Here is a 26,183-nt window from a genome sequence, read left to right as displayed (position 1 = left end):
CTCACCCGGGACAGGGCCGAGTGCCGTAACGCGTGACGCTCGCCGCCCGCCGGGCACGGCCGGGTCAGGGCGCCGAGCCTTGGCCCGCTTCACGGTGCATGCCCGTGCACAGCGCCCAGACGATGAAGATGTTGACGGCCACCAGCGTCATGGCCCACAAGGGGTAGTACGGCACCCAGAGGAAGTTGGCGATCGCGCCCAGTCCGGCGACCGCCACACCGAAGTAACGCGCCCACAGGGCTCCGGTGAGTACGGCGCAGCCGGCGAGGACGATGACGATGCCCAGAATGAGGTGGACCCAGCCCCAGCCCGCCAGGCTGAACTGGAAGACGTAATGACGCGTCGCGACGAACAGGTCGTCCCTGGCGATGGCCGCGATCCCCTCGAGGATCGCCATCGCTCCACCGAAGATCATCAGGGCTGCGGCGAGGACGGTGGTGCCGGACGTGGGCGCATGCCATGGGCTGGGGCCGGGGCTGCCCACTTCGGGTTTGGTGGCGTCACTGGCCATGTCGGTCTCCTCGGGTGGCAGGGCCATCCGGCCGAGCAGGCCGGACCGGCGCGATCCCCCGTCTCAGCGTGGCACGACGGCCCTCCGTCGGCATTCCGGCCGATCCCACCCACGAGTCCTCTCACATCACGGATACCATCTCTGATGTGAGAGGGTCCGAAGGGGTGGAACCGACTTCCGTCGATGCCCGGCTGGCCGCCCGGCTGGGTGAGCTCCGCACCGAGCACGGCTGGTCCCTGGACGAGCTGTCCCGGCGCAGCGGTGTCAGCCGCTCGACGCTGTCGCGCCTGGAGCGCGGCGAGCTGAGCCCGACCGCCGCCCAGCTCGGGCGGTTGTGCACGGTCTACGAGCGGACGATGTCACGGCTGCTGACGGAGGTGGAGGCGGAGCCCCCGCAGCTGGTGCGCGCCGCGCGGCAGCCGGTGTGGCGGGACGAGGCATCCGGCTTCGTGCGCCGCTCGGTCTCGCCGCCGCACGCCGGCCTACGTGCCGAGATCATCGAGGGGACGCTCGACGCGGACGCCGGCATCGCCTACGAGCAGTCGCCGGTGCCCGGCTTGGAACAGCACATCTGGGTACTGGAGGGAACGGTGGAGATCACCGTGGAGAACACCGTGCACACCGTCCGCGAGGGCGACTGTCTGCGGTTCCGGCTGCGCGGCCCTTCGCACTTCCACTGCCCGGGCCCGGGCCCGGTCCGCTATGCCCTGATGATCGTTCTGCCGTGAAAAGGACCCGCGTCATGACCGAAGCCACTCAGTTCGTCGCATCCACTCCTGGCATCGAGATCGTCTCCGTCTCCGGACCAGAGTTGATCACGTACGCCGACGAGCTGGCCGCTCTCCTGGTGGAGACCGTGGAAGGCGGTGCCTCGGTGGGGTTCCTGGCGCCGCTCGACCGCGGTGCGGCCGCCGACTGGTGGCGGGGGCGTGCCGCCGCGGTCGACGCGGGCGACCAGCGCGTCTGGATCGCCCGGGACGGCGAGCGGGTGGCGGGAACCATCGGTCTGAACCCGGCCCCGTTGCCGAACGCCCGTCATCGCGCCGAAGTCACCAAGGTGATGGTGCGCCCGTCGATGCGGGGCCGGGGGGTCGGACGCTCGCTGCTGGCCACGGCCGAGGGCGCGGCGGCCGAGGCCGGTCTGACGCTGCTGGTCCTGGACACCGAGACCGGCAGCGCCGCCGAACGGCTCTACCGCACGGCGGGCTGGACGGAGTGCGGATCCATTCCCGACTACGCCGGCGACGCCGCCGGGACCTTGAAGCCGACCACGTTCTACTACAAGGCGATCCGGACGGCCGGGCAGTCGACTTCGTGCCGATGAGGCCGTGGGCATAACAATGAGCGGCAAGCCGCTTGCACTGGATAAGACACTTACAAGGAGACCCTCATGACGCTGCACGACATTCCCCTCCACACATTGACCGGCGAGCCGACCACCCTCGGCGCGTACCGCGGCCAAGCGGTCCTGCTGGTGAACGTCGCCTCCCGGTGCGGGCTCACTCCGCAGTACGCAGGCCTGGAGCGGCTTCAGAAGACGTACGGGGACCGCGGCTTCACCGTGCTCGGTGTGCCGTGCAACCAGTTCGCGGGTCAGGAGCCGGGGAGCGCGGAGGAGATCCAGACGTTCTGTTCGACGACGTACGGGGTGAGCTTCCCGCTGCTGGCGAAGGTCGACGTCAACGGTGACGGACGGCACCCGCTGTACGCGGAACTGACGCAGCTCGCGGACGCGGACGGCGAAGCCGGCGACGTCCAGTGGAACTTCGAGAAGTTCCTGATCTCCCCGGCCGGCGAGCCGGTGGCCCGCATCCGCCCCCGCACGGAGCCGGAGGCCCCGGAGCTCGTGACGGCGATCGAGGCGCTGCTCCCCGCCTGACGGTCAGCATCGTGCCGGGCGGGCCGAACATCGGCCCGCCCGGCACGATCTCAAGCCGGCGGCGCGGCAATCGGGCCCTCCGGCGATCGAGGACGGAGCGGGGCGGGGGCACCGCAACCACCCCGGCTCCCCACCCACGCAGCACCGCGCTAGCGAATCGGCATGCCCGACAGCGTGCGCGCGATCACCAGGCGCTGGATCTCGCTCGTGCCCTCGAAGATGGTGTAGATCGCCGCGTCCCGGTGCATCCGCTCCACCGGGTACTCGCGGGTGAAGCCGTTGCCACCGAGGATCTGGATCGCCTGCGCGGTGACCTTCTTCGCCGTCTCACTCGCGTACAGCTTGGACATCGAGCCCTCGGCGGACTCGAACGGCTTGCCCGTGGTGGCCATCCAGGAGGCACGCCAGACCAGCAGGCGGGCCGCGTCGATCTGCGTACGCATGTCCGCGAGCTGGAACGCGATGCCCTGGTTGTCGATGATCGGCCGGCCGAACTGGGTACGGGTCTTGGCGTAGTCGAGCGCGACCTCGTACGCCGCCCGGGCGGTGCCGACCGCCATCGCGCCGACCGCCGGGCGGGACGCCTCGAACGTGGCCATCGCCGCGTTCTTCACACGCTCGCCGCCGGACTGCGCGCGCTCACGGGCCCGCGCCATGCGCTGGTCCAGCTTCTCCTTGCCGCCGAGCAGGCAGTGCCCGGGGACCCGGACGTCCTCCAGGACGACCTCCGCCGTGTGCGAGGCCCGGATGCCGTGCTTCTTGAACTTCTGGCCCTGCGAGAGGCCAGGGGTGTTCGGCGGCACGATGAAGGAGGCGTGGCCCTTGGAGCCGAGCTCCGCGTCGACCACGGCGACAACGACATGGACATTGGCGATGCCGCCGTTGGTCGCCCAGGTCTTGGTGCCGTTCAGCACCCACTCGTCCTTGGCCTGGTCGTACACCGCGCGGGTCCGCATGGAGGCGACGTCCGAGCCCGCGTCCGGCTCGGACGAACAGAAGGCGGCGACCTTCACATCGTTCGCGTCGCCGTACATCTGCGGGATCCAGGTGCCTATCTGCTCCTCGGTGCCGTTGGCGAGGACACCGACGGCCGCCAGGCCCGTACCGACGATCGACAGGGCGATGCCCGCGTCGCCCCAGAACAGCTCCTCCATCGCCATCGGGATGCCGAGCCCCGTCGGGTCGAAGAACTGCTGGGCGTAGAAGTCGAGGGAGTAGATGCCGACCTTGGCCGCCTCCTGGATGACGGGCCAGGGCGTCTCCTCACGCTCGTCCCACTCCGCAGCGGCCGGGCGGATCACATCCGCGGCAAAACCGTGAAGCCAGTCACGGACCTGCTTCTGGTCGTCGTTGAGCTCGAGCGTGAACTCGGCCATGTTCCCCTCCATGCACTACCGTAAAAACAAGTCGTTACTTGCGGTAACGGCAGTCTGTTACCGACTAGTAGCCTGTGTCAACCGGTCAGGCTTCGTTCGGCACCACCGCTGGGCAGAGTGTTACGTTGCGCGTGCGTAACGGACTCGCATGGCCATATGCACGGCCAGGGGTGGGGAGAGGCGACATGGAGACCACACGACAGGCCGAGCGACAGCGGACCGCGGCCGAACAGCGCCGCAGGGAGCTGCTGGAGGCCGCCGACCGCGTGGTGCTCAGGGACGGGCCCAAGGCGTCGATGAACGCCATCGCGGCCGAGGCCGGCATCACCAAGCCCATCCTGTACCGGCACTTCGGCGACAAGGGCGGCCTCTACCGTGCGCTTGCCAAGCGCCACACCGATGCCCTGCTGAGCGCACTGCGGGCGGCGCTCGACGCCCCCGCCGAACGCCGCCAGCGGGTCGAGGCGACGCTCGACACGTATCTCGCGGCGATCGAGGCCCGCCCGCAGGTCTACCGCTTCCTGATGCACCCGTCCGACGACGCGGCGCCCTCCCCCGAGCAGGGCTTCGACGTCGGGCGGCACTCCGCCCCGCTGCTGCGCCGGCTGGGCGAGGAGCTTGCCCTGGTGATCGCCGAGCGGGTGGACCTGGGGCCGGACAGTCAGGAGATGGCCCGCATCTGGGGCCACGGCATCGTCGGCATGATGCACGCCGCGGGCGACTGGTGGCTGAGCGAACGCCCTTGCTCACGGGCCCAGTTGGTGCGCAGCCTGGCCGATCTGCTGTGGGGCAGGCTGGCCGCCGTGGGCGACCGGCCGGGCGGTCCCGGTTTCTGACGCCCGCCGGCCCAGATGCTGTCGGGTGCGCGGTCGCGGTCAGTCGGTACGCCCCCACGGCGCCCGGCGGGCCGCGCGCAGCGCTCTCGCCCGGCGCAGCCCGGTCAGCCGGTCCGTGTAGACGGAGCCTTCGAGGTGGTCGCACTCGTGCTGCAGACAGCGCGCGAACCAGCCGGTGCCGTCGACCCTTACCGGCTCCCCCTCGACGTTCACGCCCTCGACCACCGCATGGTCGAACCGCGGGGTGGCGGCCTCCAGGCCGGGCAGCGAGAGGCAGCCCTCCGGTCCGCGTACGGTGATGCCGTCCACCTCGACGAGTTTCGGGTTGACGAGATGCCCGAGGTGACGGACGTCTTCGTCGTCCGGACAGTCGTAGACGAACACCCGCAGCGGGACGCCGATCTGGTTGGCGGCCAGCCCGACCCCCTGCGCCGCGTACATCGTGGCGAACATGTCCTCGACCAGCCGGGCGAGCGAGGGCCCGAAGTCGGTGACCTCCTCGCAGGCACCGTGGAGCACCGGGCCGCCGAGCAGGGTCAGGGCACGGACGAGTCCGGAACTGCCGGGGATCGGGCGGTTTCGCATGGCCGTAAGAGTACGTTCCACGTGACCTCCACGTTCCTGGTGGTGCCGTGGTGCGGTCGCCGCGCCGGACATCGATAGGCTGGGCGCGGACCGATGCAAGGAGGATCTAGGACGATGGCAGGCAACACGGAGCCGTTGTCGCCGCGGGCCAAGCTGGCGGTGACGGCGGGCAAGGCCGCTGCGGCGGTGTCGCGCGCTGCGGGGCGCGGCAGCGGATCGGTGATCGGCGGCCGGGTGGCGCTCAAGCTCGACCCCGACCTGCTGGGGCGACTGGCGCAGCACCTGGACGTGATCCTCGTGTCGGCGACGAACGGCAAGACGACGACGACCCGGCTGATCGCCGAGGCGCTGCGGGCCGCGGGCCCGGTTGTGTCGAACGCGCTCGGCGCCAACATGCCCGCGGGCATCACCTCCGCCCTGGCCGGTGGCTCGGACGCGAAGTACGGCGTGATCGAGGTCGACGAGAAGTACCTCGCCGGTGTCGCGCGGGACACGACGCCCAAGGTGATCGCGCTGCTCAACCTCTCGCGTGACCAGCTGGACCGCGCCGCGGAGACCCGGATGCTGGCCGAGAAGTGGCGTGAGGGGCTGTCCGGCTCGAAGGCCGTGATCGTCGCCAACGCCGACGACCCGCTGATCGTCTGGGCGGCGTCCTCCTCCCCCAACGTGGTGTGGGTCGCGGCCGGTCAGGCGTGGAAGGACGACGCCTGGTCCTGCCCGTCCTGCGGCGGTGTGATGCAGCGCCCCGGCGACGACTGGTTCTGCGGCGAGTGCGGCTTCCGCCGCCCCGCGCCGAGCTGGGTGCTGCACGGCGACTACGTCCTGGACCCGCACGGTTCGGCGTGGCCGATCCACCTGCAGCTGCCCGGCCGCGCGAACAAGGCGAACGCCACCAGCTCGGCCGCCGTCGCCGCCGTCTTCGGCGTGCCTCCGCAGGTCGCGCTGGAGCGCATGTATCAGGTGCAGGCCGTCGCGGGCCGCTACGACGTGGTCACCTTCCTCGGCCGTGAGCTGCGGCTCCTGCTGGCGAAGAACCCGGCGGGCTGGCTCGAAACGTTCTCGCTGATCGACCCGCCGCCCACGCCGGTGATCCTCTCCGTCAACGCCCGGGGCGCGGACGGCACGGACACCTCGTGGCTGTGGGACGTCGACTACACCCAGCTCGCCGGCCACCCGATCTTCGTGCTCGGTGACCGGAAGCTGGACCTCGCGGTCCGCCTCGAAGTGGCCGGTCTCGACTTCCGGGTCTGCGAGAGCCTCGACGAGGCCGTGCAGCAGGCCCCGCCCGGCCGCATCGAGGTCATCGCCAACTACACCGCCTTCCAGGACCTGCGCCGCCGTGTCGGCAACTGACCCCGGCCCCGGCCACCTCCGGAGAGGACGAAGCATGAGCAACAACGGTCTGCGTCTGGTCTGGGTCTACCCCGACCTGCTGAGCACCTACGGCGACCAGGGCAACGCGCTGGTCGTGGAGCGCCGGGCCCGGCAGCGCCGTCTCGACGTGCAGCGCGTCGACGTGCGCAGCGACCAGCCGATCCCGACGTCCGGCGACATCTATCTGATCGGCGGCGGTGAGGACCGGCCGCAGCGGCTCGCCGCGGAACGGCTGCGCCGCGACGGCGGTCTCAACCGGGCCGCGTCCAACGGCGCGATCATCTTCTCGGTCTGCGCCGGCTACCAGATCCTCGGCCATGAGTTCATCAACGACCTCGGTGAGCGCGAGCCCGGTCTGGGGCTGCTCGACGTGGTCTCCACCCGCGGCGAGGGAGCCCGGTGCGTCGGTGACGTACTGGCCGACATCGACCCGCAGCTGGGCCTGCCGCCGCTGACCGGTTTCGAGAACCACCAGGGCATCACCCATCTGGGTCCGACGGCTCGGCCGTTCGCCCGGGTGCAGTTCGGCGGGGGCAACGGCACGGGTGACGGCACCGAGGGCGCGTACAACGACACGGTCTTCGGTACGTACATGCACGGGCCCGTGATGGCCCGTAACCCGATGATCGCGGACCTGCTGCTGAAGCTGGCCCTCGACGTCAACGCACTGCCGCCGACGGACGACCGTTGGTACGAGGCGCTGCGCGCCGAGCGCATCGCCTCGGCGACCCAGCCCGCATGACGCATCATTCGCTCAGCTGAGCGGAGTCCATCAGGCGGACGCCTGGTTCGGTCCCGCCACCCTGCGCCGGTAGGGTGGCGGGGATCCAACCGGACGACGTGGTCCGGTCGTCGGCCCACTTTGCAAAGGTTTCCCGGGCAATGCGAATCGGTGTGCTCACCTCCGGCGGCGACTGCCCCGGCCTCAATGCCGTCATCCGTTCCGTCGTGCACCGCGCGGTGGTCGACCACGGCGACGAGGTCATCGGCTTCCACGACGGGTGGAAGGGCCTCCTCGAGTGCGACTACCGCAAGCTCGACCTCGACGCGGTCGGTGGCATTCTCGCCCGCGGCGGCACGATCCTCGGCTCCTCCCGGGTCCAGCCCGCACATCTGCGGGGCGGCGTCGAACAGGCCAAGGGCCATGTCGCCGATCTCGGTCTCGACGCGATCATCCCGATCGGCGGTGAGGGCACGCTGAAGGCGGCCAACCTGCTCTCCGAGGCGGGGCTGCCGATCGTCGGCGTACCGAAGACCATCGACAACGACATCGCGTCGACCGATGTGACGTTCGGCTTCGACACCGCGGTCGGTGTCGCCACCGAGGCTCTCGACCGGCTGAAGACCACCGCCGAATCGCACCAGCGGGTGCTGATCGTGGAGGTCATGGGCCGCCACACCGGCTGGATCGCCCTGCACTCGGGCATGGCGGCCGGCGCGCACGCCATCGTCGTGCCGGAGCGCCCCTTCGACATGGACGAGCTGACCGAACTGGTCGGCAAGCGTTTCTCGGCGGGCAAGAAGTTCGCGATCGTCGTGGTCGCCGAGGGCGCCAAGCCACGCGCCGGGTCCATGGAGTTCGAGCAGGGCACCAAGGACATCTACGGCCACGAGCGGTTCGCCGGGGTGGCCACCCAGCTCTCCATCGAGCTGGAGCAGCGCCTCGGCAAGGAGGCCCGCCCGGTGATACTCGGCCATGTGCAGCGCGGTGGCACCCCGACCGCGTACGACAGGGTCCTGGCGACCCGCTTCGGCTGGCACGCGGTCGAGGCGGCGCATCGCGGCGAGTTCGGCATGATGACGGCGCTGCGCGGCACGGACATCACGATGGTGCCGCTGGCCCAGGCAGTGGAGACGCTGAAGACGGTCCCGGCCGAGCGGTACGCCGAGGCCGAGTGCGTGCTCTGAGCAACGCCGGATCCTGACGACTGCCCCCGGCCGCAGCTGCGGCCGGGGGCAGTTCTACTCTGGTCGGGACAACCGGCACGAAACGGGGACGTCCCCAGCGGGAGTGAACAGATGGATCACAGCGGGCACGGCATGAACATGGATCTGCCGCCGTTCACGCTGGGACGTGGGCTCCTATTCTCCGCGGACCCGTTCTTCCTGATCGGCTGCGTCCTGGCGCTCGGCCTGTACGGGTACGGCGTGCTGCGGCTGCGCAGACGTGGCGACAGCTGGCCGGTCGGCCGGACGGTCTTCTTCGTCATCGGGGTGCTGACCATCGCCCTGGTCATGTGCACCAGGCTCAACGACTACGGCATGGTCATGTTCAGCGTGCACATGGTGCAGCACATGGTGATCAGCATGCTGTCGCCGATCCTGCTGCTGCTGGGCGCCCCGGTGACACTGGCGCTGCGCGCCCTGCCCGTCGCGGGCCGGGGCCGGAAGGGCCCGCGCGAGCTGCTGCTCATGCTGCTCCACAGCCGGTACATGAAGATCATCACGCATCCGGCGTTCACCATCCCGCTCTTCATCGCCAGCCTGTACGCGCTCTACTTCACCCCGCTGTTCGACTTCCTGATGGGTTCGAAGACCGGGCACCTCGCGATGATGGTGCACTTCCTCGCGGTCGGCCTGGTCTTCTTCTGGCCGATCATGGGCGTCGACCCGGGGCCGCACCGGCCCGGCTACGTGATGCGGATGCTGGAGCTGTTCGCGGGAATGCCGTTCCACGCGTTCTTCGGTATCGCGCTGATGATGGCGACCTCGCCGATGGTGGAGACGTACAAGCATCCGCCGGCCTCGCTCGGCATCGACGCGCTGAGCGACCAGAACTGGGCGGGCGGCATCGCCTGGGCGTTCAGTGAGATCCCTTCGGTGCTGGTGCTGATCGCGCTGGTCTTCCAGTGGTACCGGTCCGAGCAGCGGACGGCGAGGCGCGCGGACCGCGCCGCCGACCGGGACGGCGACCAGGAACTGAAGGCGTACAACGCATACCTCGCCTCGTTGCAGGCGCGCGGACAGTAGCGGTGGACGCACCTTCCGGGTGACGATGGGGTCCACGGCCGCGCGGCCGACAAGGAGGGTGCGCGCATGTCCGGATCCACGAAGACGATGGGGATGCTCACCGTCGGGGCCCTGGTGGCGGTCACCGCCTACACAGTGGCGCTGGGGAGCAACGGCTGGCTCTGGTTCGGCTGGGTGGTGCTCGGTCTGATCACCCTGGGGATGGCCGCCACGCGCGACACCTGAGCGGAATCCCATTTCCGGTGCGCCGGGCGGGGCCGGCAGGGCCGGGACGACCCGTCCGGCCGAGAGGCAGCACCCCATCTTTCGAGGAGTTCATCGGCCACTGGAGACCGCGTAGTACTGAAGGTCCTGCACGGTGACCGTACGCCGTGCCGGAAAGCGGGTCGTTACGGCGGCGGCGGTACCCCCCGCGCGGCGCACCACGGCCTCGGTGCGACCGGGGCTCAGCGGCAGGTCGTGGGCGTACACGCCGACGGGAGCACGGTAGGTGTGGGGCACGGTGCCCACGCGTGCGGAGACCGTGGCGGGCGCGGTCAGGAAGGTGAGCACCTCCACCTGGTCGCGCGGGGACGCGGTGCCCGGACGGGGGCGCATCAGTCGAGGCTGGAGCGAGGCACTGCCGGCATCCGTGAACTGGATGCGGGAGGTGACGTAGACGGTGTCGCGGACGATCTGCGGCCAAACTCCGGTCTTGAAGCGGGTGAGGTAGTAGGACGAGATGTCCAGATACGTGTGGCCGTTGTGCAGTGAGGGGGCGAACTGGCTGCCTTCCGAGTAGTCGTTCCAGGTGGTGAGCTGCACCCAGTCCGCACCGTCGGAGATGGCGTGGTTCCAGGTCGACCGCAGGGTGGCGGTGTTGCCCGCCTCGTCGTAGATGCCCTGGTTCGGTCGGGCGTCCTGCACGGACACGGCCTGCATCCACTTCTTTCCCAGGGAGTGGGCGAGCTGAATGTCGCCGGGAACGTTGTCCTGGCGGGTGTAGCTGCGGTTGCCCCAGGACGAGAAGGCGTGGCTGATCGGCGCGAACCTCTCGGCGTTGGCGCGGAAGTCCAGGAAGACCGGGACGAGCGCGGTGCCGATGCCGTGGTCGCGCAGGCGCGCGATGACTTGACCCCACCAGGCGGGGTCCTGGGCTTCCGCCTTGAACGGGGAGACCACGAGGCGTCCGTCGGCCAGCCGGTATGCGGACGGGGACGCGGCAAACCGTGCCAACTGGTCGGCGAGGGTGCGCGGGTCGGTGTGCAGGGAGGTCATGTCCGGCATCAGCACGATCCGGAAGCCCGGATCGACGCGGTGCGCCGCACGCAGCAGCATGTCGACGCGCTGCCGGTTGGTGCCGGTCAAGGAGAGAATGTCAACGGTGAATCCGTCGAGGCCGGCGTCCCGGGCAGTGCGCACCTCCCGCTCCAGGTTGGCGAGTCGCCAGTCGCCGCTGGACGGCTGCACGGGCAGCGGCCGGTCACGCAGCAGTCCACCGTAGGTCCCGTGCCTGCCCTGCTCACCCTGCGGGGTGAGGTAGTTGCGAGCGTAGTAGTCGTGCTCGGCGGGCTGGTTGTCGAGGGAGAGCGGATATGGCGGAAAGTAGTGCGCGAAGACCAGATGCGGACCGTCGCGGAGCACATCGGCGGTCGGCATGTCGAAAGGAAGCGCCTCGGCGCCCGTTCGCTCGGCTCGGGTCGCGTCTTCCCGGTCACGGGCCAGCCCGGTGCCGGCGATCAGTCCGATCAGCAGCAGGCCGAACAGGGCACCGAGTACGGCGCGTCGCTGCCGGCCTGACGGCCTTCGGTGCTGGTACGTGCGACGAGCGGGATGATCCGTCATGGGTGTCCTCCGCGGACTCCGGTGGGCCGCCGGTCGGGACTCTAGTGCACGTACGGCCCATTGTCCGGCGAAACGTCACCGGGTGGGCATTTCCGGCGGCCACCGCTGTCCCGTCAGGGAGTCGTGGCACCGAGCCGGTCGGTGTCGTGCGACTCCAGGTAGCCGTCGAGGGCGTCCTCGCGCATGGCCCGCCACAGCTGAGGGCCAGCGACGGAATCCAGGAGGACCACGGACTGACCGGAGATCATGCCGGTTCCCTTGGCGGGAGCGTTCATGAAGACGATGTCCCCGGGTCGGACCTCCTTGTTGTCCCACAGCAGGGCACGCAGGTCGCCGTCGCCGAGCCGATCGTCGACGCTCACGGCAGCGGTGAGGTCGTCCAGCACCTCGGTGGCCTTGACGGGGTTGGAGAAGGTCGAAGGACGCATGACCTTCGCCAACAGCGTCCGCAGGAAGTACTGCTGACGGTGCGTACGGTCGAAGTCGCCGCGGGCGAGGTGATAACGCTCGCGCACGTAGACCAGGGCCTGCGTTCCGTTCATGTGGCGATCGGCGCCGTCCACGACGAGGTCCACTCCGCCCACGGAGTCGGTGAGCTTCTTGAAACCGTCCCAGTCGATGACGGCGAGATGGTCGACGCGCACCTTGGTCAGCCGCTGCACGGTGTCGATGAGCAGCGGTGGTCCGCCCCAGGAGAAGGCGGCGTTGAGCTTGGCCTTGCCGTGTCCGGGGATGTCCACCCACGCGTCACGGGGCAGCGAGACGACGTACGCGCCGGAGTGGTCGGCCGGGAGGTGGACCAGCATCATCGTGTCACTGCGCTGGGCACCGTACTTCCACTCGGGGGCCTTGGCGTCACGACCCGTGGTCGGCAGGACGGAGCGGCTGTCGACGCCGACGAGGAGGAAGGTCTGCCCGCCCTCGGAGGGCGCCGGCTGCGCGGCTGCGGGGACCTTCGTCGGGAAGACACCGGAGATGCGGTCGACCTTCCCGGTGTAGTGGTTGACGGCCCACCAGGCGCACCCGCCCACCATGAGCAGTCCCACAGCGAGCAGTGCGAGCGCTCCGAGGAGCACCCGACGCGTGCGGCTTCTGCCGCCGCGCCTTGGCTCCGCCTGCGATATTCCGGCGGCATCAAATCCCTTTTGCGAAGGAACGGTTGACGGATCGTGGACGTCGGCCACCGGGTCGGATGCCACCGGACCGGCTCCGCCCGCCCCTTCCCGTTCCGCCGCTTCGTCCAGGTCCGTCGCTTCGGCCTCGGTCGTGTTCCTGTCCCCCACCATGCACTCCCCCCATGGACGCGGCGCGGCCCCTTCCGCGCCAGGCGCACACTGTAGCCAGCACGTTCGACTTGCGTATCACTTTCCGCGCGACCGTCACCACGCACGATCAACCAGATGGCGCCGTACGGGACTTCGCGCGGCTCGGCACTCCTCGGTGACGTTCACGTAAACGCCCCCATGTGTGCACAAGTTTGCCGTACTGTTCACCATCGCGCCGCATGTTCGCCGTATATGTGTTCGCGACATCCGGCAGCTCGTGCCGCAGAACGTGCCTGGGGGGGTACATGTGGGATGTTCAGGCCGCTGAATCCGAAAGATCACCTAAGGCGTGCTCGCGGCCGCGCGCGTCCTCGCTGTGGATGAGCCGCAAGTCCCGCCGGGATGACGGGGTGGCGCACCACACGCCCGTCGAGTGGCGGCAGCCGGGCGAACGACCTGGCATGACCGTGCTGCGGCAGCTCGACGGACGCTCCGACCGGTCCTGGGACGAGACCGTCCAGCTCGATCTCAGCTACGTCGACAACCGGTCGTTCACCAGTGGCGTGGACGTCATGTCCCACACGTTCCGCGCCGTCGTCGACGGCCGCGGGGCGTACTGAGAGCCCCGCAGGTGGCCGGACAGTGCCCCGGTGCACGCCGCGCACGGGGGCCGTGAACCAGCCGGGTCCGGCGGATCAGGGCGGACAGGACGTGCGGCGGCTCCAGGCCGGGTTCTCCTCCGGAAACTTCACCGGCTGGGTGTTGTCGCCAACTCTGCCCAAATTTACAGATGTTCACGACATGCGTCCCGCGCACGGCGGGCGTACGGACCGGATCCGTCCCCGGGACGGGTCCGGCAGGGAGGGGAACCCCGCATGACCAAGAGCGCGTTGATCACCGGCGTCACCGGGCAGGACGGCTCGTACCTGGCGGAACTGCTGCTGTCGAAGGGGTACCGGGTGCACGGCCTGGTGCGGCGGTCGTCCAGCTTCAACACCGAGCGGATCGACCACATCTACCAGGGCCCCCAGGAGGCCGAGCGACGCCTCGTGCTGCATCACGCCGACCTCTCCGACGGGGTGGCGCTGGTGAACCTGCTGCGCGACATACAGCCGGACGAGGTGTACAACCTGGGCGCCCAGTCCCATGTGCGAGTCTCCTTCGACGCGCCGCTCTACACCGGCGACGTGACCGGCCTGAGCACGCTGCGCCTGCTGGAGGCTATCCGGGCGAGCGGGGTGGAGACCCGTATCTACCAGGCGTCATCCTCTGAGATGTTCGGCTCCACGCCGCCCCCGCAGAACGAGGACACCCCCTTCCATCCGCGCAGCCCGTACGGTGCCGCGAAGGTCTTCGCGTACTGGACCACCGTCAACTACCGTGAGGCCTATGGGATGTTCGCGGTCAACGGCATCCTGTTCAACCACGAGTCCCCGCGCCGTGGCGAGACCTTCGTGACCCGCAAGATCACCCGCGCCGTCGCACGGATCAAGGCCGGTCTCCAGGACCGTCTCTACCTCGGCAACCTGGACGCGGTCCGCGACTGGGGGTACGCGCCCGAGTACGTCGAGGCGATGTGGCGGATGCTTCAGCACGACGAGCCGACGGACTACGTGGTTGCCACCGGAGTCCCGGCCACCGTGCGGCAGTTCATGGAGACCGCGTTCACCCACGCCGACCTCGACTGGAACGAGTACGTGCGCTACGACCCCAAGTACGAGCGTCCCAGCGAGGTCGACGCACTGATCGGTGACGCGTCCAAGGCGCGCGAGACGCTGGGCTGGCGGCCCTGCGTCCTGGTCGAGGAGCTCGCGCGGATCATGGTCGACGCCGACGTGCGGCAGGTGGAGGACCAGCTCGCGGGCGCCGCTGTGCGCATCGACCGTTGACGCCGGGTGCGCGCAGAAGGGCGACCGCGTGTACCGGAAGCGGACGTCCGGGACGCACGGGATCATCGTGAACACACCGGAATTTCCTACTAGATGAGTCAAGTGCACTCCATCGCGTGTCATGTACTCGTATGGTTCGCGAGCAAACACGTTCATGCAGCCCGTTCGGGTCCTGGGGACCCCGGCGGGCTCGTCGAGGCAGAGGGCCCGCCACCGGGCCCGGAAGCCGGGGGGTACATGCAAAGTTCCAGAGGGCTCAGCGCCGCCCTCGCCCTGTCCACCGCGGCGGGCCTGGGCCTGGTGGCCCTGCCGCAGCCGGCCGCCGCGCTGACCCCGCCCATCGCCTTCACCGCCGACGACCTGCCGACCTGGCAGACCAACGGCATCGTGTGGGCGCTGGCGGAGGCGGGCGGCACGGTCTTCGCCGGCGGCACCTTCTCGCAGGTGCGTCCGCCCGAGGGGGGCAGCGGGACCGCGCAGAACGCAGTGAACTTCGTCGCGCTGAACGCGGCGACCGGCAACCCGACGTCCTGCAACCTGTCCTTCACGATCGGCAGCGGCAGTGCGACGGTGCGCGCGCTCGCCGTGTCGCCGGACAAGAAGACGCTGTACGCGGGCGGCTACTTCGGCGCGGTCAACGGCACGCCGGTCAGCAGCCTCGCCGCGATCGACGTCGCCACCTGCACGCCCAAGGCGAACTTCCACCCGAGCGTCTCCGCCACCGTGCGGGCCCTCGCGGTCACCAACGACACCGTGTACCTGGGCGGCGACTTCACCTCGGTCGGCGGCAGCGCGCACGCGCGGTACGCGGCGGTGGACGCCACCAGCGGCGCCGTCAAGCCCTTCCAGGCGGACGTCGACGAGCCCGGACGGGCCGTAGCGGTCACCCCGGACGGCAACAACGTGATCCTCGGGGGTGACTTCTTCACCGTCAACGGCGCGAACTCGCACGCCCTGGCCGTCGTCGACTCCGCTACGGGCGCCAACGTCCGTACCTACCCGGGGTTCATCGAGAACAACTCGGTGGTCAAGGCGCTCGACACGGACGCCACCGGCTTCTACACCGGCAACGAGGGCACCGGCGGCGGCGTCTTCGACGGCCGCATCGCGCTGGACCTGTCCACGCTGAACCAGCGCTGGCGCGACACCTGCCTGGGAGCCACCCAGGCCGTCAAGTCGTACCAGAACGTGGTGTACAGCGCCTCGCACGCGCACGACTGCTCCAGCGTCGGGGAGTACCCCGACGGGCGCCGTCGCCACCTGCTCGCGGAACCGACCTCCGGCACCAACAAGCTGGGCTGGTTCCCGGACACCAACGACGGTCTCGGCGAGGGCATCGGCCCGCGCGCCATGGCGGTATCCGAGACCTCCAACAACAAGTACATGTGGGTCGGCGGCGAGTTCACCACCGTCAACGGCTCGGCGGCCCAGGGCCTGACGCACTTCGCGGCGACCCCGGACGTCGGTGCGCCGACGGTGCCGTCGGTCAGCGCGGAGTCGGTCAAGCCGACCGAGGCGCTCGTCCGCTGGCGTGCCAGCCTCGACACGGACGACACCGAGCTGACGTACAAGGTGTACCGCAACGGCGGTTCCACGCCGGTGTACACGGTCGACGGCGACTCCGTGGACTGGTCGCGTCCGCAGCTGTCGTTCACCGACACCAACGTCACGGCCGGCTCCACCTACACCTACCGGGTGACCGCGACCGACGGGGCGGGCAACGCCTCCGCGCTGTCCGCCACGGCCTCGGTGACAGTGCCGACCTCCGCCCAGAAGTACCCGGCGAAGGTGCTCGACGACGGCGCGAACCTGTACTGGCGCTATAACGAGTCCGCCACTCCGTTCGTCGGCGACACCTCGCCCGGCGACCAGAGCGGCATCCACGTCAACGGGCCCTCGCTGCGCCAGACTCCGGCCGCCGTGACCGGTCCGTCCACCGCCATCGGTTTCAACGGCAGCGACCAGATCGTCTACAGCGACAAGCGCACCACGGTGCCTGGTCAGTACTCGGTCGAGACCTGGTTCAAGACGACCACGACCAGTGGCGGCAAGCTCGTCGGGTTCGGCGACAACACCACGCGGGCCAGCGGTAATTACGACAAGCACGTCTACATGCGCAACGACGGCCGGCTGGTCTTCGGCGTGTGGACGGGATCGGCCCGCACCATCACCACGCCCGACAGCTACAACAACGGCGCCTGGCACCACGTCGTCGCCACCCAGGGTTCCTCCGGGATGGCGTTGTACGTGGACGGCACCCAGATCGGCACGCTCGCCGAGTCCAACAGCCAGGCCTACAGAGGCTACTGGCACGTCGGCGGCGACAACCTCAACGGGTGGCCGAACCAGCCGTCCAGCAACTACTTCGCCGGGCAGATCGACGAGACCGCGATCTACCCGTCGGTGCTGAGCCCGGCCCAGGTGCAGAGCCACTACACCCTGGCCACGGCCCCGGCCGACAGCGTGCAGACCGTCCGCGCCACGGACGACACGTACGCCAACGCCGGTGCCGCGAGTACCAACTACGGCACCTCCACCTCGCTGGCGGTGCGCGGCAGCGCGGCGTACGAGACGTATCTGCGTTTCGACCTGCCGGCGGCCCCGGCGGGGACCGTGCTCAAGAGCGCGCGGCTCGCGGTGAAGACGACCACGCTGAGCAGTGCGGGCAGCACGGACGACTTCGCCGTACGGCCGGTGACCGGAAGCTGGACGGAGGCGGGGACCACGTACACCTCACGGCCCGCCGTCTCCTCGACCTCGGTCGGCACCCTGAGCGGGGCCACCGACCTGTCGACGGTCTACTCGGCGACGCTCGACACCTCGGCGCTCTCCCCCGCTCTGGGAGGCAGCTACGACCTGGCGCTCACGAGCACCGGGACGGACGCGCTGTGGGTGTGGTCCAGTGAGGCGTCGGCCGCGGAGAACACCCCGCAGCTGGTGCTGACCTTCGGGGCGCCGTAACCCTCACGGCGTCCCCGTGGGCGGGGTGCCGGGCTGTGGCCCGGCACCCCGCCCACCCCACCTGGGCCCGCACCTTCGTGTGCGGGTCCGCCTTCATACCCGGCCCGCTCGGGCCGCAGGAGCCACCATGCACACTCGTACTCTCCGGTCCCTCCGGCGCGGTGCCGCCGCCGGCGCCCTCATCGCGCTCCTCGCGCTCTCCGGCTGCAGCTCGGACGGCGGTTCCGACGCGGCGGCGAACCCGACGCGGAGCATCTCCGACGACCAGGCGGCCGGCGTTCCGGACGACCAGGCGAGCCCGGCTCCCGAGGAGTCGTCGAGCCCTTCCAAGGGCCCGGTCCTGCCCGACGCGAAGCTCACTCCGGCGACCGGTTCCTTCACCGCCGAGCAGAAGAAGTACCTGCACGGCCGCGTGCCGAAGAACATGGACCCGGCCGCCGTGCTCCAGGCCGGCCAGGAGACCTGTCAGCGCATCGAGCGAACCGCCGCCCACGACAGGGACGCCGCGATCGGCGCGCTCATCGCCGGGGACCTGCCGTCCGCCGACGACGCCATCGCCCAGCTGTGCCCGAAGCAGAAGCCGCTGCTGGACAAGGCCGCGACCGGCTTCGCCGACGGCACACGCAAGAAGCCTGCGCCGGGCACCTACCGTGCGCTGACCAGCGCCGAGGGCTGCACCTGGAAGGCACTGGGCGCGGACGACAAGGTGCTGGCCTCGGGCCCTGGCCCGGACGCCCCGAAGAAGGTCACCGCGAAGATCCCGTCCGGGACCCGGACGTTCGTCTCCTCGGGCTGCTACGCCTGGCTCCCCGCCTAGCGGGTGCCGTTCGGATCGGCGCGGGTCCGCACCGATCCGAACGACCGAGACCGTTGTCGCTAAGGACTGTCCCGCTCGTACACGTCGAGGAGTGTGCCGAGGACCGCGTCCATGGCGAACGTCTCGGCGGTGAGCTTGCGGGCCGCCTCCGACGCGGCGCGCCGGGCGGCCGGGTCCAGCAGGTCGAGCACCGCCGGGGCGATGCCGTCGGGTCCCGTCACGACCCGGCCGGCGCCGGCCCGGTCCACGTCGCGGGCCAGGCCGTTGGAGTCGGTCACCACAACCGGCGTGCCCACGGCCATCGACTCCAGGACCGACATCGGGAACGGCTCGTCCACCGACGGCAGGACGTACGCGTGCGCCCTGCGCAGCTCCTCGGTCATGCGTGTCCCGTCGAGCGGTCCCGGGCAGCTCACCCGCGCCGCGAGTCCGAGTTCGTCGATCCGCCGCCGCACCGCGGCGAGTTCGCCCTCGTCGGGGCCCGCCACGACGAACGTGGCCTCGGGGTGCCGGGCCAGGATCGCGGGGGCCGCCTCCACCAGGTCGACGGGGCGCTTACGGGCCTGGAGCCGGGCCGCGTACAGGATACGCGGCGGTCCCTCCGGTGTCGGACCCTCGGGCTGCGCGGGCACGCCGTTCACCAGGCGGACGGCGCGGGCGAGGCCCGTCCCGCCCACCACGGCCTCCAGGTCCCGCAGTTCACGGGTGGTGAGGTGCAGAACGGCGGTGGCTCCGCGCAGCACCCGCCGCACCGCGACCGCGTCGAGAACCCTGGCCGAGCGCCGCTCGCTCGGGTCGACCATGCCGTGCGTCTGGAGGACCAGCGGCTTCCCGGCACGCAGCGCGGCGAGCGCCACCGGCAGGGTCACCAGGTCGCGCGCCAGATGCACATGGACGACGTCGGCCTGCCGTACGAGACGCTGGGCGCCGGCGAGCAGGGACGGTGAGGTCAGGCCGCTGAACCCCAACGGCAGGATCCTGCGCGCCTGGTGGAGGCGGGCGGGCACGCCCTCCACATCCTCGGGCAGCGGCCCCTCGAAACCGTCGGCGAGGGCGGTGAGCCGGGCGTCGTGCCCGCGTTCCCGCAGCCCCTTACAGAGGTTGAGCGCGACCCGGACCGGGCCGCCGAAGGCGTGGGTGGGGCTGTGCAGGGTGACCGCGTGCAGCACTCTCACGCCGGCTCCTCGACGGGTCGGCGCCGGTTGTCGGCGGCGTGCAGAGTCAGCTCGGGCAGGTCCTTGTGGAGGACCGCGCCCGCACCCACGACGGCGCAGCGGCCGACCTTCACCCCGGCGAGGACGGTGGCGCGGGTCGCGACCCAGGCTCCGTCGTCGACGGTGATCGGCGCGTTGCGGTACCGGAAATCGGCGGCGCGGTGGTCGTGGCTGCCGGTGCACAGCAGGGCCTCCTGCGACACGCACACATGGGCGCCGAGGGTGACCGGCTCCAGGTTGAGGATCCACGCCCCCTCGCCGATCCAGGTGTGGTCGCCGACCGTCAGCTTCCACGGCCAGAGCACGCGCACCCGGTGCCGGATGAGCACCCCCGTGCCGATCTCGGCGCCGAAGGCCCGCAGCAGTGCCGTCCTGACCCGGGCCGGGGTGAACCACGCCATGAAGACCGTGTTCATCACCGCGAACCAGAGCGCCTGGACGAGTATCCCGCGCCCCTTGTCGTATCCGGCCAGTGTGAAGCCCGGAAGATCACGCATCGATCCATCCCCCCAACAGCGTCTCCCCGGACGCGACTTCGCCACACTCTAGTAGCTGACCGTTCACCGCAGGCCAGGGCTCGTTAGACTGCGCCGGGGATCTCTTTGGGGGCGGGGGCGCCATGACGCAGCAGATGGACCGGGGCACGACCAGTACGCCCGGGTCACCGGAGCGGGGCTGGCAGGTGGCGGTGCCGCCCTTCCGGCCGCGCACGGTCCTCTCCCGCGCGTTGTCGGTGCCGCTCGTCCTCGGTTTCGCGGTGTTCCTGCCGTTGTTCGTGCTGGTCCAGCCCGGCACCGGTCTGCACGACTCGGCGCTGTGGCTCCAGCTCGCGCTCACCATGTACGCCGGCATCCGGCTCTCGGCGATGACCCTCTCCAGCCGGCGCAAGTTGCTCGCCGGTTCGTTCTGGCTGTTCGTCTACATGGCGATGGGCGTGGCACCGCTCGCGCAGGCCGTGCTCGGCCGTACGCCGACCCCGGTGGTGGGTGCGCGCTCCGATCTGACGGAGGCGGTCGCGCTCGTCCTGATCGGCTGTGTCGCCTTCGACATCGGCACCCTGCTGGCACGCCAGCGGCCCGAGCGGAAGCGGGAGGACAGACTGCGGCCGGCGCTGGTGCACCGCCGCCGCCTGTACCTGCTGACCCTCCTCGCCTTCCTCGGCTCGGCGCTCCTCGTCGTCAAGCTGGGCGGTCCCGCGGTCTTCTTCACGAGCCGCCAGGAGATCATCAGCAGTGTCCAGGAGGTCGGCCTCTCCCAGGCGGACTCGCAGGCCGGGCAGGCCATCGTGCGCGGCTTCGGCACCGTGCCCGCCCTCATCGCCTGGCTGGCGTACACGCGCTGGCTGGTGACCTCGCGACGGGCCCGCCGTTCCGTGCTGATCATCGCGGTCTGGGGGGCGCTCGCCGTGCTGAACGCGGTGGTCAACAACCCGATCTCCAACCCTCGTTTCTGGTTCCTCACCGTCCTCTTCTCACTGCTGTTCACCGTCTTCCCGGTGAGCGCGGCCTTCTACCGGGTCGCGCTCAGCCTGGGCGTGATCGTGGCGCTGGTCGTCTTCCCGTTCGCGGACCGCTTCCGCTACGACGACGCCAACTACCGCCCGGTGCAGACTACTTCGCCGCTGGAGCCGCTGGCACTCAAGGACTACGACCAGGTCGGCATGTTCGCCAACACCATCACTTACGTCCGGTCGGGCAGCGGCCACACCTTCGGCCGCCAGATGGCCGGCTCGCTGCTGTTCGCGGTCCCCCGCTCGGTGTGGCCCGACAAGCCGATGGACACCGGGGTCATGGTCGGCCAGTGGATGGGCGCGACGAACACGAACCTCTCGTCGCCGGTGTGGGCCGAGTTGTGGATCGACTTCGGCCCGGTCGGGATGGTGGCGGGGTTCGTGGCGATGGGATACGCGGCGGCACGGGTCGACCGGCGCTACGCCCGCCGCGCGGTGCGCAGTGCCCGGCCGGGAAACCTGATCGCCCTGGCCGTCCCGCTGGTCGCCGGCTACTCGTTCATCCTGCTGAGGGGCCCCCTGCTCCAGGCATCAGGGCGCGTGGCCATCGCGGCGTTCTGCATCGCCCTGATCACCACGTTCCGCCAGGACCGGGCGCCGGGGCTGCGCTGACCGGAGGACCGGGGCCCTGGGGAGCGGCCGCGCGCCGTGCGCTCCGCTCCCCCACGCGATGACGCTCAGTTCGCCGGTACCGCCGGTACCGCCGCCGTCGGGTTCGTCTCCTCCGCCCGCAGGCGCGCGACCCGGGTCCAGGCCGCCACCGCCTTCAGTGCGGAGCCCGCGGCCAGACCCCAGGCCGCTCCGAGCGCCGAGCCGGTCAGCAGGTATCCGGCGAGCATGAGGACGACCGAGAGCAGCGAGAACACCACCTGCACCGACAGGGTGGCGCGCGGCCTGAGCACGCGTAGGGTCACGAGGGCGCAGGTGCCCAGGCCCATCACCGCGTACTGGGCGCCCGAGGCGGGCAACAGAGCGGCGGCCGACTGCCAGGTGGCGCCGAGGAGTTGGCGTCCGACGTGGTCGGGAAGGGCGTACAGCACGAGCCCCCAGGCGAGGCCGACGGCGCTGAGCACGAGTCCGAGCAGCACAGCGGCGCGGGTGGTGGCACGTCGGCCGCCGAGCCGGTTGAGCAGCGGCGGCCCGAAGGCGTTGACCGAGTTGAACAGGACGTTGAGCGGCCCAAAGAGCGTGGTGGCGCCGCGCAGGGCGCCGACCGCGAGCGGGGCGGCGAACAGGCCGAGGCCGAGCACGGCGAGCTGGCTGGAGGCGTTGCCGACGGCGAACTCCACGACGAAGCGCTGTCCGAGGTGGCCCCGGCGCAGGTAGGGCCGCAGGTCCGCCCGCGCGCCGCGGACATGGGGCCACAGCAGGCTCAGGCCGAGCAGCAGCGCCGGGACGGCCGACACGCCCCACACCGCCACGAGGAGTCCGGGCGCGGCGTGCCGCGGCTGGAGGAGCAGCGCGGGCACCACGCACACCAGACGCAGGGCGTCGGCGGCCAGGGCCAGGCCGGGGCGCCGCAGGGTGGAGAACGCGTACCGCAGCCCGTCCTGCACGAGGACCAGGGGCAGCACGAGCCCGAGGGCGAGGAAGGCTCCGCCGGGTCCGGCCCAGTTGCCGGTGACGGCGCCGGTGACCGCGCCGACGGCGGCGAGCAGGACCCCGACGACGGTGGAGGCGAGGGAGGTGAAGGCGATCGCGGACCGGCAGGCGGCGCCGGTGGCGGCGGTGTCGCCCCGGGTGAGGACGACGGCCTGGCCGACGTACGCCATGTTGAGGCCGAGCAGCACCGTGAAGGTGAGGTACACCATCGAGAAGGAGGCGAAGCCGTGCGCGGTGGAGACGCGGGCGGCGATCACCAGCACGGCGATGTTGGTGAGGCTGGACGCCGCCTGGTCGAGCACCGAGGCGAGGGCGGCCGCCGACCGCCGCGGGGTGCGAGGCGGGTCGGACGGCTTCTCGGACGGCGGCTCTTCCTCCGGGGCGGTCACCGGTCCCCGGAGCGGACGGTGCGCAGCGCGACCGTGTCGCTGCCGTCGCCGTCGAAGTGCCGCTCGGGTTCGGGGGTGTTGCTCGGCTCGGGAGTGGGGGCCGGCTGGCTCTTGGGCGCCCGGCGTCGGCTGCCACGGCGGGCGGCGCGCGTCCGGGCCCTCTTGGAGTCGGTGTGCGTCACCGCGCCGAGGACGGTACCGCCGGCACCGACGATCAGTTCGCGGATACGCATCAGGTCGGCGCGGTGCACGGTCCGCGGGTCGCAGACGATGAGCGCGCCGTCGACCCGGTCGACGAGCGCTAGGGCGTCGGCGTACGCGAGGACGGGCGGGGCCACGACCACGACGGTGGCGTCCGGATCGTCGGCCTCGGCGATCAGCCGGGTGGTCCGGGCGGAGGTCAGCGCGCGCGGTACGTTGCGCACGCGTTCGCCGGGGACGAGCCCGAAGGCCCCCGACTCGCCCGCGTCGACGAGGAGTTGGCCTCGGCTCGGCCACTCGCCCTCGGCGTGCTCGCCGGTACGGCTCCAGCGGGGCCGGGAGGCGGCGGACACGTCGAGCCGCTCGGTGAGCGACGGGGTGCGCAGGTCGGCCTCCACCAGCAGGACGTTTTTTCCGGTCTCGGCGAACGAGGCGGCGAGGTTGACCGCGACGGCGACACTCGACTCCATGGAGCCGCGCGGGGCGACGACGAGCAGTCGGCGCCGGTCGGCGAAGCGCTCGTCGTAGGCGAGGCGGAAGGCGATCGAGCGGTACTCCTCGGCTGCCCGGGAGTCGGTGTGGCCGACCACCAGGGTTCCCGCCGAGCCGCGGGGCAGCGCGCCGAGGACAGGACCGCGGACGGCGCGGGCGACGTCACCGGCCGAGCGAGGCGCCGGGTCGAAGACGAGCCGCACCCAGGCGCCGAGCAGGCCGAGACCGACGCCGACGAGGCCGCCGAGGCCGAGCGACAGCGGCAGGCCCGGCCCGTCGGACGACAGGGGGACCGTGGCGTTGCGGATCACGTTGCCGGGCGTCATGTCGAGCGCCTTCAGGCTGGTGATCTTGCTGCGGAGGTCTGTGATGCGGTTGAGCAGGTTGGCCTGCACCGCGTAGGCGGAGTCCGCGGCGGATCCGTCGGGAAGCTGCTTGATCTGCCGGGAGAGCTCGTCGTTCTGCTTGGCGACCGGATTGAGCTGGTCCTGCAGGCTCTTGAGCATCGAGTCGCGGACGGACTCCCACTGGTCCTTGCGCATGTCGATGTACGACGCGGTGAGGGCGTTGGCGCGGCGCGCCGCCTCCTTCGGGTCGGACGCGTTGTACGTGAAGTGCAGCACGAGGGTCTGCGGCGGGTTGGTGACCTGGAGCCCGCTCTGGAGCTGGTCCACCTCGTCCGCGCTCATCTTGAGCTGCTTCGCGGCGCCTTGCGCGACCGAGCGGCTGAGGGCCGTCTGCCGCTCGGACCCCATGTTGAGCGCCTTGTCGCTGGAGAGCGTCGGCGCGAAGGGGTCGCTGGTGGGGGCGCGGAGCACGATGTCGGTGGTGGCGGCGTAGCTGTCGGCGCCGGTGACGCCGAGCCAGGCGCCGGCCAGCAGTCCGATGCCGACACCGCCGCCTATCAGCCACCGGTAGCGCAGCAGTTGGCGGAACTGCTCACGCAACTGCTCCGGCTCGTCCTCCCCCCGGACGGGAACGTGTGTCTCGTTCACCTTCCAAGTCCCCCCATTGCCTCGTCGATCAGCGCGTCGATGCGCGCGAGACCCGCCTCCCGTGACAGATGGGCCGCTACATGGCGCGGACCCGCCGCGCCCAACTCGTCCGCCATCTTCGGATCTTCGGCGAGTCTACGCACCGCTGACAGGAACTGATCAGGATTCTCCGGTTCCACAAGCATTCCGGCACCGGATCGCAGCGCTTCGCGGGCCGTACCGCCTTCGGCAGCGACCGAGGCGACCACCGGGCGGCCGGCCGCGAAGTAGGAGGTGAGCTTGGAGGGGACGCTCATGTCGATGACAGAGGCGCGCTGGGTCACGGCGAGGACGTCGGCGGCGGCCAGGACGTCCGGGAAGTCGGCGTCGTCCACCGACGGCAGGAACTCCAGGTTGGGCAGCCCCTCGGCGAGTGCGGCGAGGTGCTCGCGCTGGTTGCCGTCGCCCATCAGGACGATCCGGGTGGCCGGGTCGCGGCGGGCGGCGTCCACCAGCACCTCCAGGCCCTGCTTGAGGCCCATGTTCCCGGAGTGCAGGACCACGGTCTGCTCCGGCCGCCAGCCGAGCCGCTCGCGGGTACGGTCTCGTGGCGCCGAAGGTGCTTGTATGTGGGACCAGTTGGGCACCAGGCGTATGCGTCCGGGGTCAACACCCATGGCCCGCACCCGCTCGACGAACGTCTCGTGGATGACGCCGACCAGCGTGGCACGCCGCAGCACCCAGGACTCCGCGCGCTCGGCCAGCTCGGCGGCGCGGCCACCGCCCCGGATGCCCGACTGCGCGGCGGCGGCCCCCATGAGGTCCTGCACGACCGGCACGTACGGTGCCCGGTGCCGGGCGGCGACGCGGGCGCCGAGCACACCCCCGGCGAGGCTGGGCAGTTGGGCGAGTACGGCGTCGAGGCGGCCGGTACGGGGCGGCGCGACCAGGCCGTGGGCGAGTATCGAGCTCTCGAACAGAGCTCTGCGCAGGGCGCTCTGGCGCGGTGGCACGCTGTGCCGCCTGCGGTGCACGGTGACTCCGGCACGCTGCTCGGTGGCCCGCCACACCGTGCGGTAGGCGGGGTCGAGGCGCCAGGACGGGTAGTGCGGGAGCCCGGCGAGGACATGGGTGTCGTGGCCGCGGCGCGCCCAGTGCTCGGCGATACCGGTGGCATACGGGCCGATGCCGGTGTGCTCGGGCGCGTAGTTGGTGGATACCAGGAGCAACCTGCGTCCGGAGGGCCCGACTTCGCTCTCCTTGCCGGTGTGTCCGTCGATGTCCGGCTCGTTGGTGCGCTGCACCGGTACGGGCCCCACCGGACCGGCGACCCCCGTACCGCTCCGGTCACGACGCTCGTCGTGGGTATGTGTCACGCGACGAAACCTTCCCCCCGGCCGCCTCGGCGGCCTCCCCTGTGTGTTCGCGCCTTACGGGACCCCCGGTCCCACGCACTGCTCGGCAGTGAACCAGGACGCACCCCAATTGTTCACCCTTCCTGCACCGAGCATGGA

General features: G+C 70.7%; 23 protein-coding genes and 1 pseudogene. 14 read left to right on the top strand and 10 right to left on the bottom strand.

Annotated features, from left to right (window positions below; all coding sequences use genetic code 11):
- Positions 1-64 precede the first annotated feature (64 nt).
- The gene (locus OHB49_RS35470; RefSeq protein ID WP_030976501.1) at positions 65-511 is read right to left on the bottom strand and encodes a DUF7144 family membrane protein; all 447 of its coding nucleotides are present in this window, start codon (positions 509-511) and stop codon (positions 65-67) included.
- A gap of 146 nt (positions 512-657) precedes the next feature.
- Here OHB49_RS35470 and OHB49_RS35465 point away from each other — a divergent pair, with 146 nt between their 5' ends.
- The 3 genes from OHB49_RS35465 (at position 658) to OHB49_RS35455 (ending at position 2,390) form a co-directional block, all read left to right on the top strand.
- Entirely contained in the window at positions 658-1,239 is a 582-nt protein-coding gene (locus OHB49_RS35465) for a helix-turn-helix domain-containing protein (RefSeq protein ID WP_329164970.1), read from the top strand.
- Positions 1,240-1,253: 14 nt separating this feature from the next.
- On the top strand, positions 1,254-1,835 hold the full coding sequence (locus OHB49_RS35460) for a GNAT family N-acetyltransferase (protein ID WP_052189942.1): 582 nt from the start codon (positions 1,254-1,256) through the stop codon (positions 1,833-1,835).
- 66 nt (positions 1,836-1,901) lie between these two features.
- Entirely contained in the window at positions 1,902-2,390 is a 489-nt protein-coding gene (locus OHB49_RS35455; RefSeq protein ID WP_326743908.1) for a glutathione peroxidase, read from the top strand.
- 149 nt (positions 2,391-2,539) lie between these two features.
- Here the strand turns inward: OHB49_RS35455 and OHB49_RS35450 are convergent, their stop codons facing one another.
- Complete coding sequence (locus tag OHB49_RS35450; protein ID WP_030976493.1) at positions 2,540-3,766, bottom strand: acyl-CoA dehydrogenase family protein; 1,227 nt, start codon at positions 3,764-3,766, stop codon at positions 2,540-2,542.
- Positions 3,767-3,951: 185 nt separating this feature from the next.
- On the opposite strand from OHB49_RS35450, the gene OHB49_RS35445 reads away from it, so the two are divergent.
- On the top strand, positions 3,952-4,602 hold the full coding sequence (locus OHB49_RS35445) for a TetR family transcriptional regulator (RefSeq protein WP_030976491.1): 651 nt from the start codon (positions 3,952-3,954) through the stop codon (positions 4,600-4,602).
- 39 nt (positions 4,603-4,641) lie between these two features.
- Here OHB49_RS35445 and def read toward each other — a convergent pair whose 3' ends face one another.
- Complete coding sequence (def, locus tag OHB49_RS35440; protein ID WP_329164968.1) at positions 4,642-5,187, bottom strand: peptide deformylase; 546 nt, start codon at positions 5,185-5,187, stop codon at positions 4,642-4,644.
- 114 nt (positions 5,188-5,301) lie between these two features.
- Here def and OHB49_RS35435 point away from each other — a divergent pair, with 114 nt between their 5' ends.
- From OHB49_RS35435 to OHB49_RS35415, 5 genes are all read left to right on the top strand, one after another.
- Positions 5,302-6,540, top strand: coding sequence for a Mur ligase family protein (locus OHB49_RS35435; protein ID WP_030976487.1), 1,239 nt, complete (start codon positions 5,302-5,304; stop codon positions 6,538-6,540).
- A 34-nt stretch (positions 6,541-6,574) separates the two neighbouring features.
- Positions 6,575-7,303, top strand: a complete 729-nt coding sequence (locus OHB49_RS35430) for a type 1 glutamine amidotransferase (RefSeq protein ID WP_030976485.1) — start codon at positions 6,575-6,577, stop codon at positions 7,301-7,303.
- 140 nt (positions 7,304-7,443) lie between these two features.
- On the top strand, positions 7,444-8,469 hold the full coding sequence (locus tag OHB49_RS35425; RefSeq protein WP_030921961.1) for a 6-phosphofructokinase: 1,026 nt from the start codon (positions 7,444-7,446) through the stop codon (positions 8,467-8,469).
- A 111-nt stretch (positions 8,470-8,580) separates the two neighbouring features.
- Positions 8,581-9,531 carry a cytochrome c oxidase assembly protein gene (locus OHB49_RS35420; protein ID WP_329164967.1) on the top strand — a complete coding sequence of 317 codons (951 nt, stop codon included), beginning with the start codon at positions 8,581-8,583 and terminating at the stop codon, positions 9,529-9,531.
- Positions 9,532-9,597: 66 nt separating this feature from the next.
- A complete protein-coding gene (locus tag OHB49_RS35415) occupies positions 9,598-9,756 on the top strand; it encodes a hypothetical protein (protein ID WP_037822362.1) in 159 nt (52 codons plus the stop codon).
- 90 nt (positions 9,757-9,846) lie between these two features.
- On the opposite strand, the gene OHB49_RS35410 is transcribed toward OHB49_RS35415, so the two are convergent.
- Positions 9,847-11,355 (bottom strand): glycoside hydrolase family 71 protein, encoded by a 1,509-nt coding sequence (locus tag OHB49_RS35410; RefSeq protein ID WP_329164966.1) that lies wholly within the window; start codon positions 11,353-11,355, stop codon positions 9,847-9,849.
- 113 nt (positions 11,356-11,468) lie between these two features.
- Positions 11,469-12,641, bottom strand: coding sequence for an LCP family protein (locus OHB49_RS35405; RefSeq protein ID WP_329164965.1), 1,173 nt, complete (start codon positions 12,639-12,641; stop codon positions 11,469-11,471).
- A gap of 425 nt (positions 12,642-13,066) precedes the next feature.
- On the opposite strand from OHB49_RS35405, the pseudogene OHB49_RS35400 reads away from it, so the two are divergent.
- The 4 genes and pseudogenes from OHB49_RS35400 to OHB49_RS35385 form a co-directional block, all read left to right on the top strand.
- Positions 13,067-13,240, top strand: a pseudogene (locus tag OHB49_RS35400) (sugar transferase); the annotation flags it as partial.
- Between the two features lie 255 nt (positions 13,241-13,495).
- A complete protein-coding gene (gmd, locus tag OHB49_RS35395; RefSeq protein WP_329164964.1) occupies positions 13,496-14,509 on the top strand; it encodes a GDP-mannose 4,6-dehydratase in 1,014 nt (337 codons plus the stop codon).
- A gap of 237 nt (positions 14,510-14,746) precedes the next feature.
- A complete protein-coding gene (locus OHB49_RS35390; RefSeq protein WP_329164962.1) occupies positions 14,747-17,470 on the top strand; it encodes a LamG-like jellyroll fold domain-containing protein in 2,724 nt (907 codons plus the stop codon).
- Between the two features lie 127 nt (positions 17,471-17,597).
- Positions 17,598-18,287, top strand: coding sequence for a hypothetical protein (locus OHB49_RS35385; RefSeq protein WP_329164960.1), 690 nt, complete (start codon positions 17,598-17,600; stop codon positions 18,285-18,287).
- 59 nt (positions 18,288-18,346) lie between these two features.
- Here the strand turns inward: OHB49_RS35385 and OHB49_RS35380 are convergent, their stop codons facing one another.
- Both OHB49_RS35380 and OHB49_RS35375 read right to left on the bottom strand, forming a co-directional pair.
- Complete coding sequence (locus tag OHB49_RS35380) at positions 18,347-19,462, bottom strand: glycosyltransferase (protein WP_329164959.1); 1,116 nt, start codon at positions 19,460-19,462, stop codon at positions 18,347-18,349.
- A complete protein-coding gene (locus tag OHB49_RS35375; protein ID WP_030976469.1) occupies positions 19,459-19,998 on the bottom strand; it encodes a WcaF family extracellular polysaccharide biosynthesis acetyltransferase in 540 nt (179 codons plus the stop codon). Before OHB49_RS35375 ends, OHB49_RS35380 begins: the two co-directional genes overlap by 4 nt.
- A gap of 122 nt (positions 19,999-20,120) precedes the next feature.
- On the opposite strand from OHB49_RS35375, the gene OHB49_RS35370 reads away from it, so the two are divergent.
- A complete protein-coding gene (locus tag OHB49_RS35370) occupies positions 20,121-21,623 on the top strand; it encodes a hypothetical protein (RefSeq protein WP_329164957.1) in 1,503 nt (500 codons plus the stop codon).
- Positions 21,624-21,688: 65 nt separating this feature from the next.
- Here OHB49_RS35370 and OHB49_RS35365 read toward each other — a convergent pair whose 3' ends face one another.
- The 3 genes from OHB49_RS35365 to OHB49_RS35355 are packed head-to-tail and all read right to left on the bottom strand — an operon-like array spanning position 21,689 to position 25,892.
- Positions 21,689-23,002 carry a hypothetical protein gene (locus OHB49_RS35365; RefSeq protein WP_329164956.1) on the bottom strand — a complete coding sequence of 438 codons (1,314 nt, stop codon included), beginning with the start codon at positions 23,000-23,002 and terminating at the stop codon, positions 21,689-21,691.
- A complete protein-coding gene (locus OHB49_RS35360) occupies positions 22,999-24,690 on the bottom strand; it encodes an LPS biosynthesis protein (protein ID WP_030976463.1) in 1,692 nt (563 codons plus the stop codon). The genes OHB49_RS35365 and OHB49_RS35360 overlap by 4 nt, the downstream gene beginning before the upstream one ends.
- On the bottom strand, positions 24,687-25,892 hold the full coding sequence (locus OHB49_RS35355; protein WP_329166742.1) for a glycosyltransferase family 4 protein: 1,206 nt from the start codon (positions 25,890-25,892) through the stop codon (positions 24,687-24,689). Before OHB49_RS35355 ends, OHB49_RS35360 begins: the two co-directional genes overlap by 4 nt.
- Positions 25,893-26,183: the final 291 nt, after the last annotated feature.

The sequence above is a fragment of the Streptomyces sp. NBC_01717 genome, assembly GCF_036248255.1.
Classification (GTDB): domain Bacteria; phylum Actinomycetota; class Actinomycetes; order Streptomycetales; family Streptomycetaceae; genus Streptomyces.
Note: the sequence above shows the minus strand (reverse complement) of the source record. Positions and strands in the feature narration are given on the sequence as shown.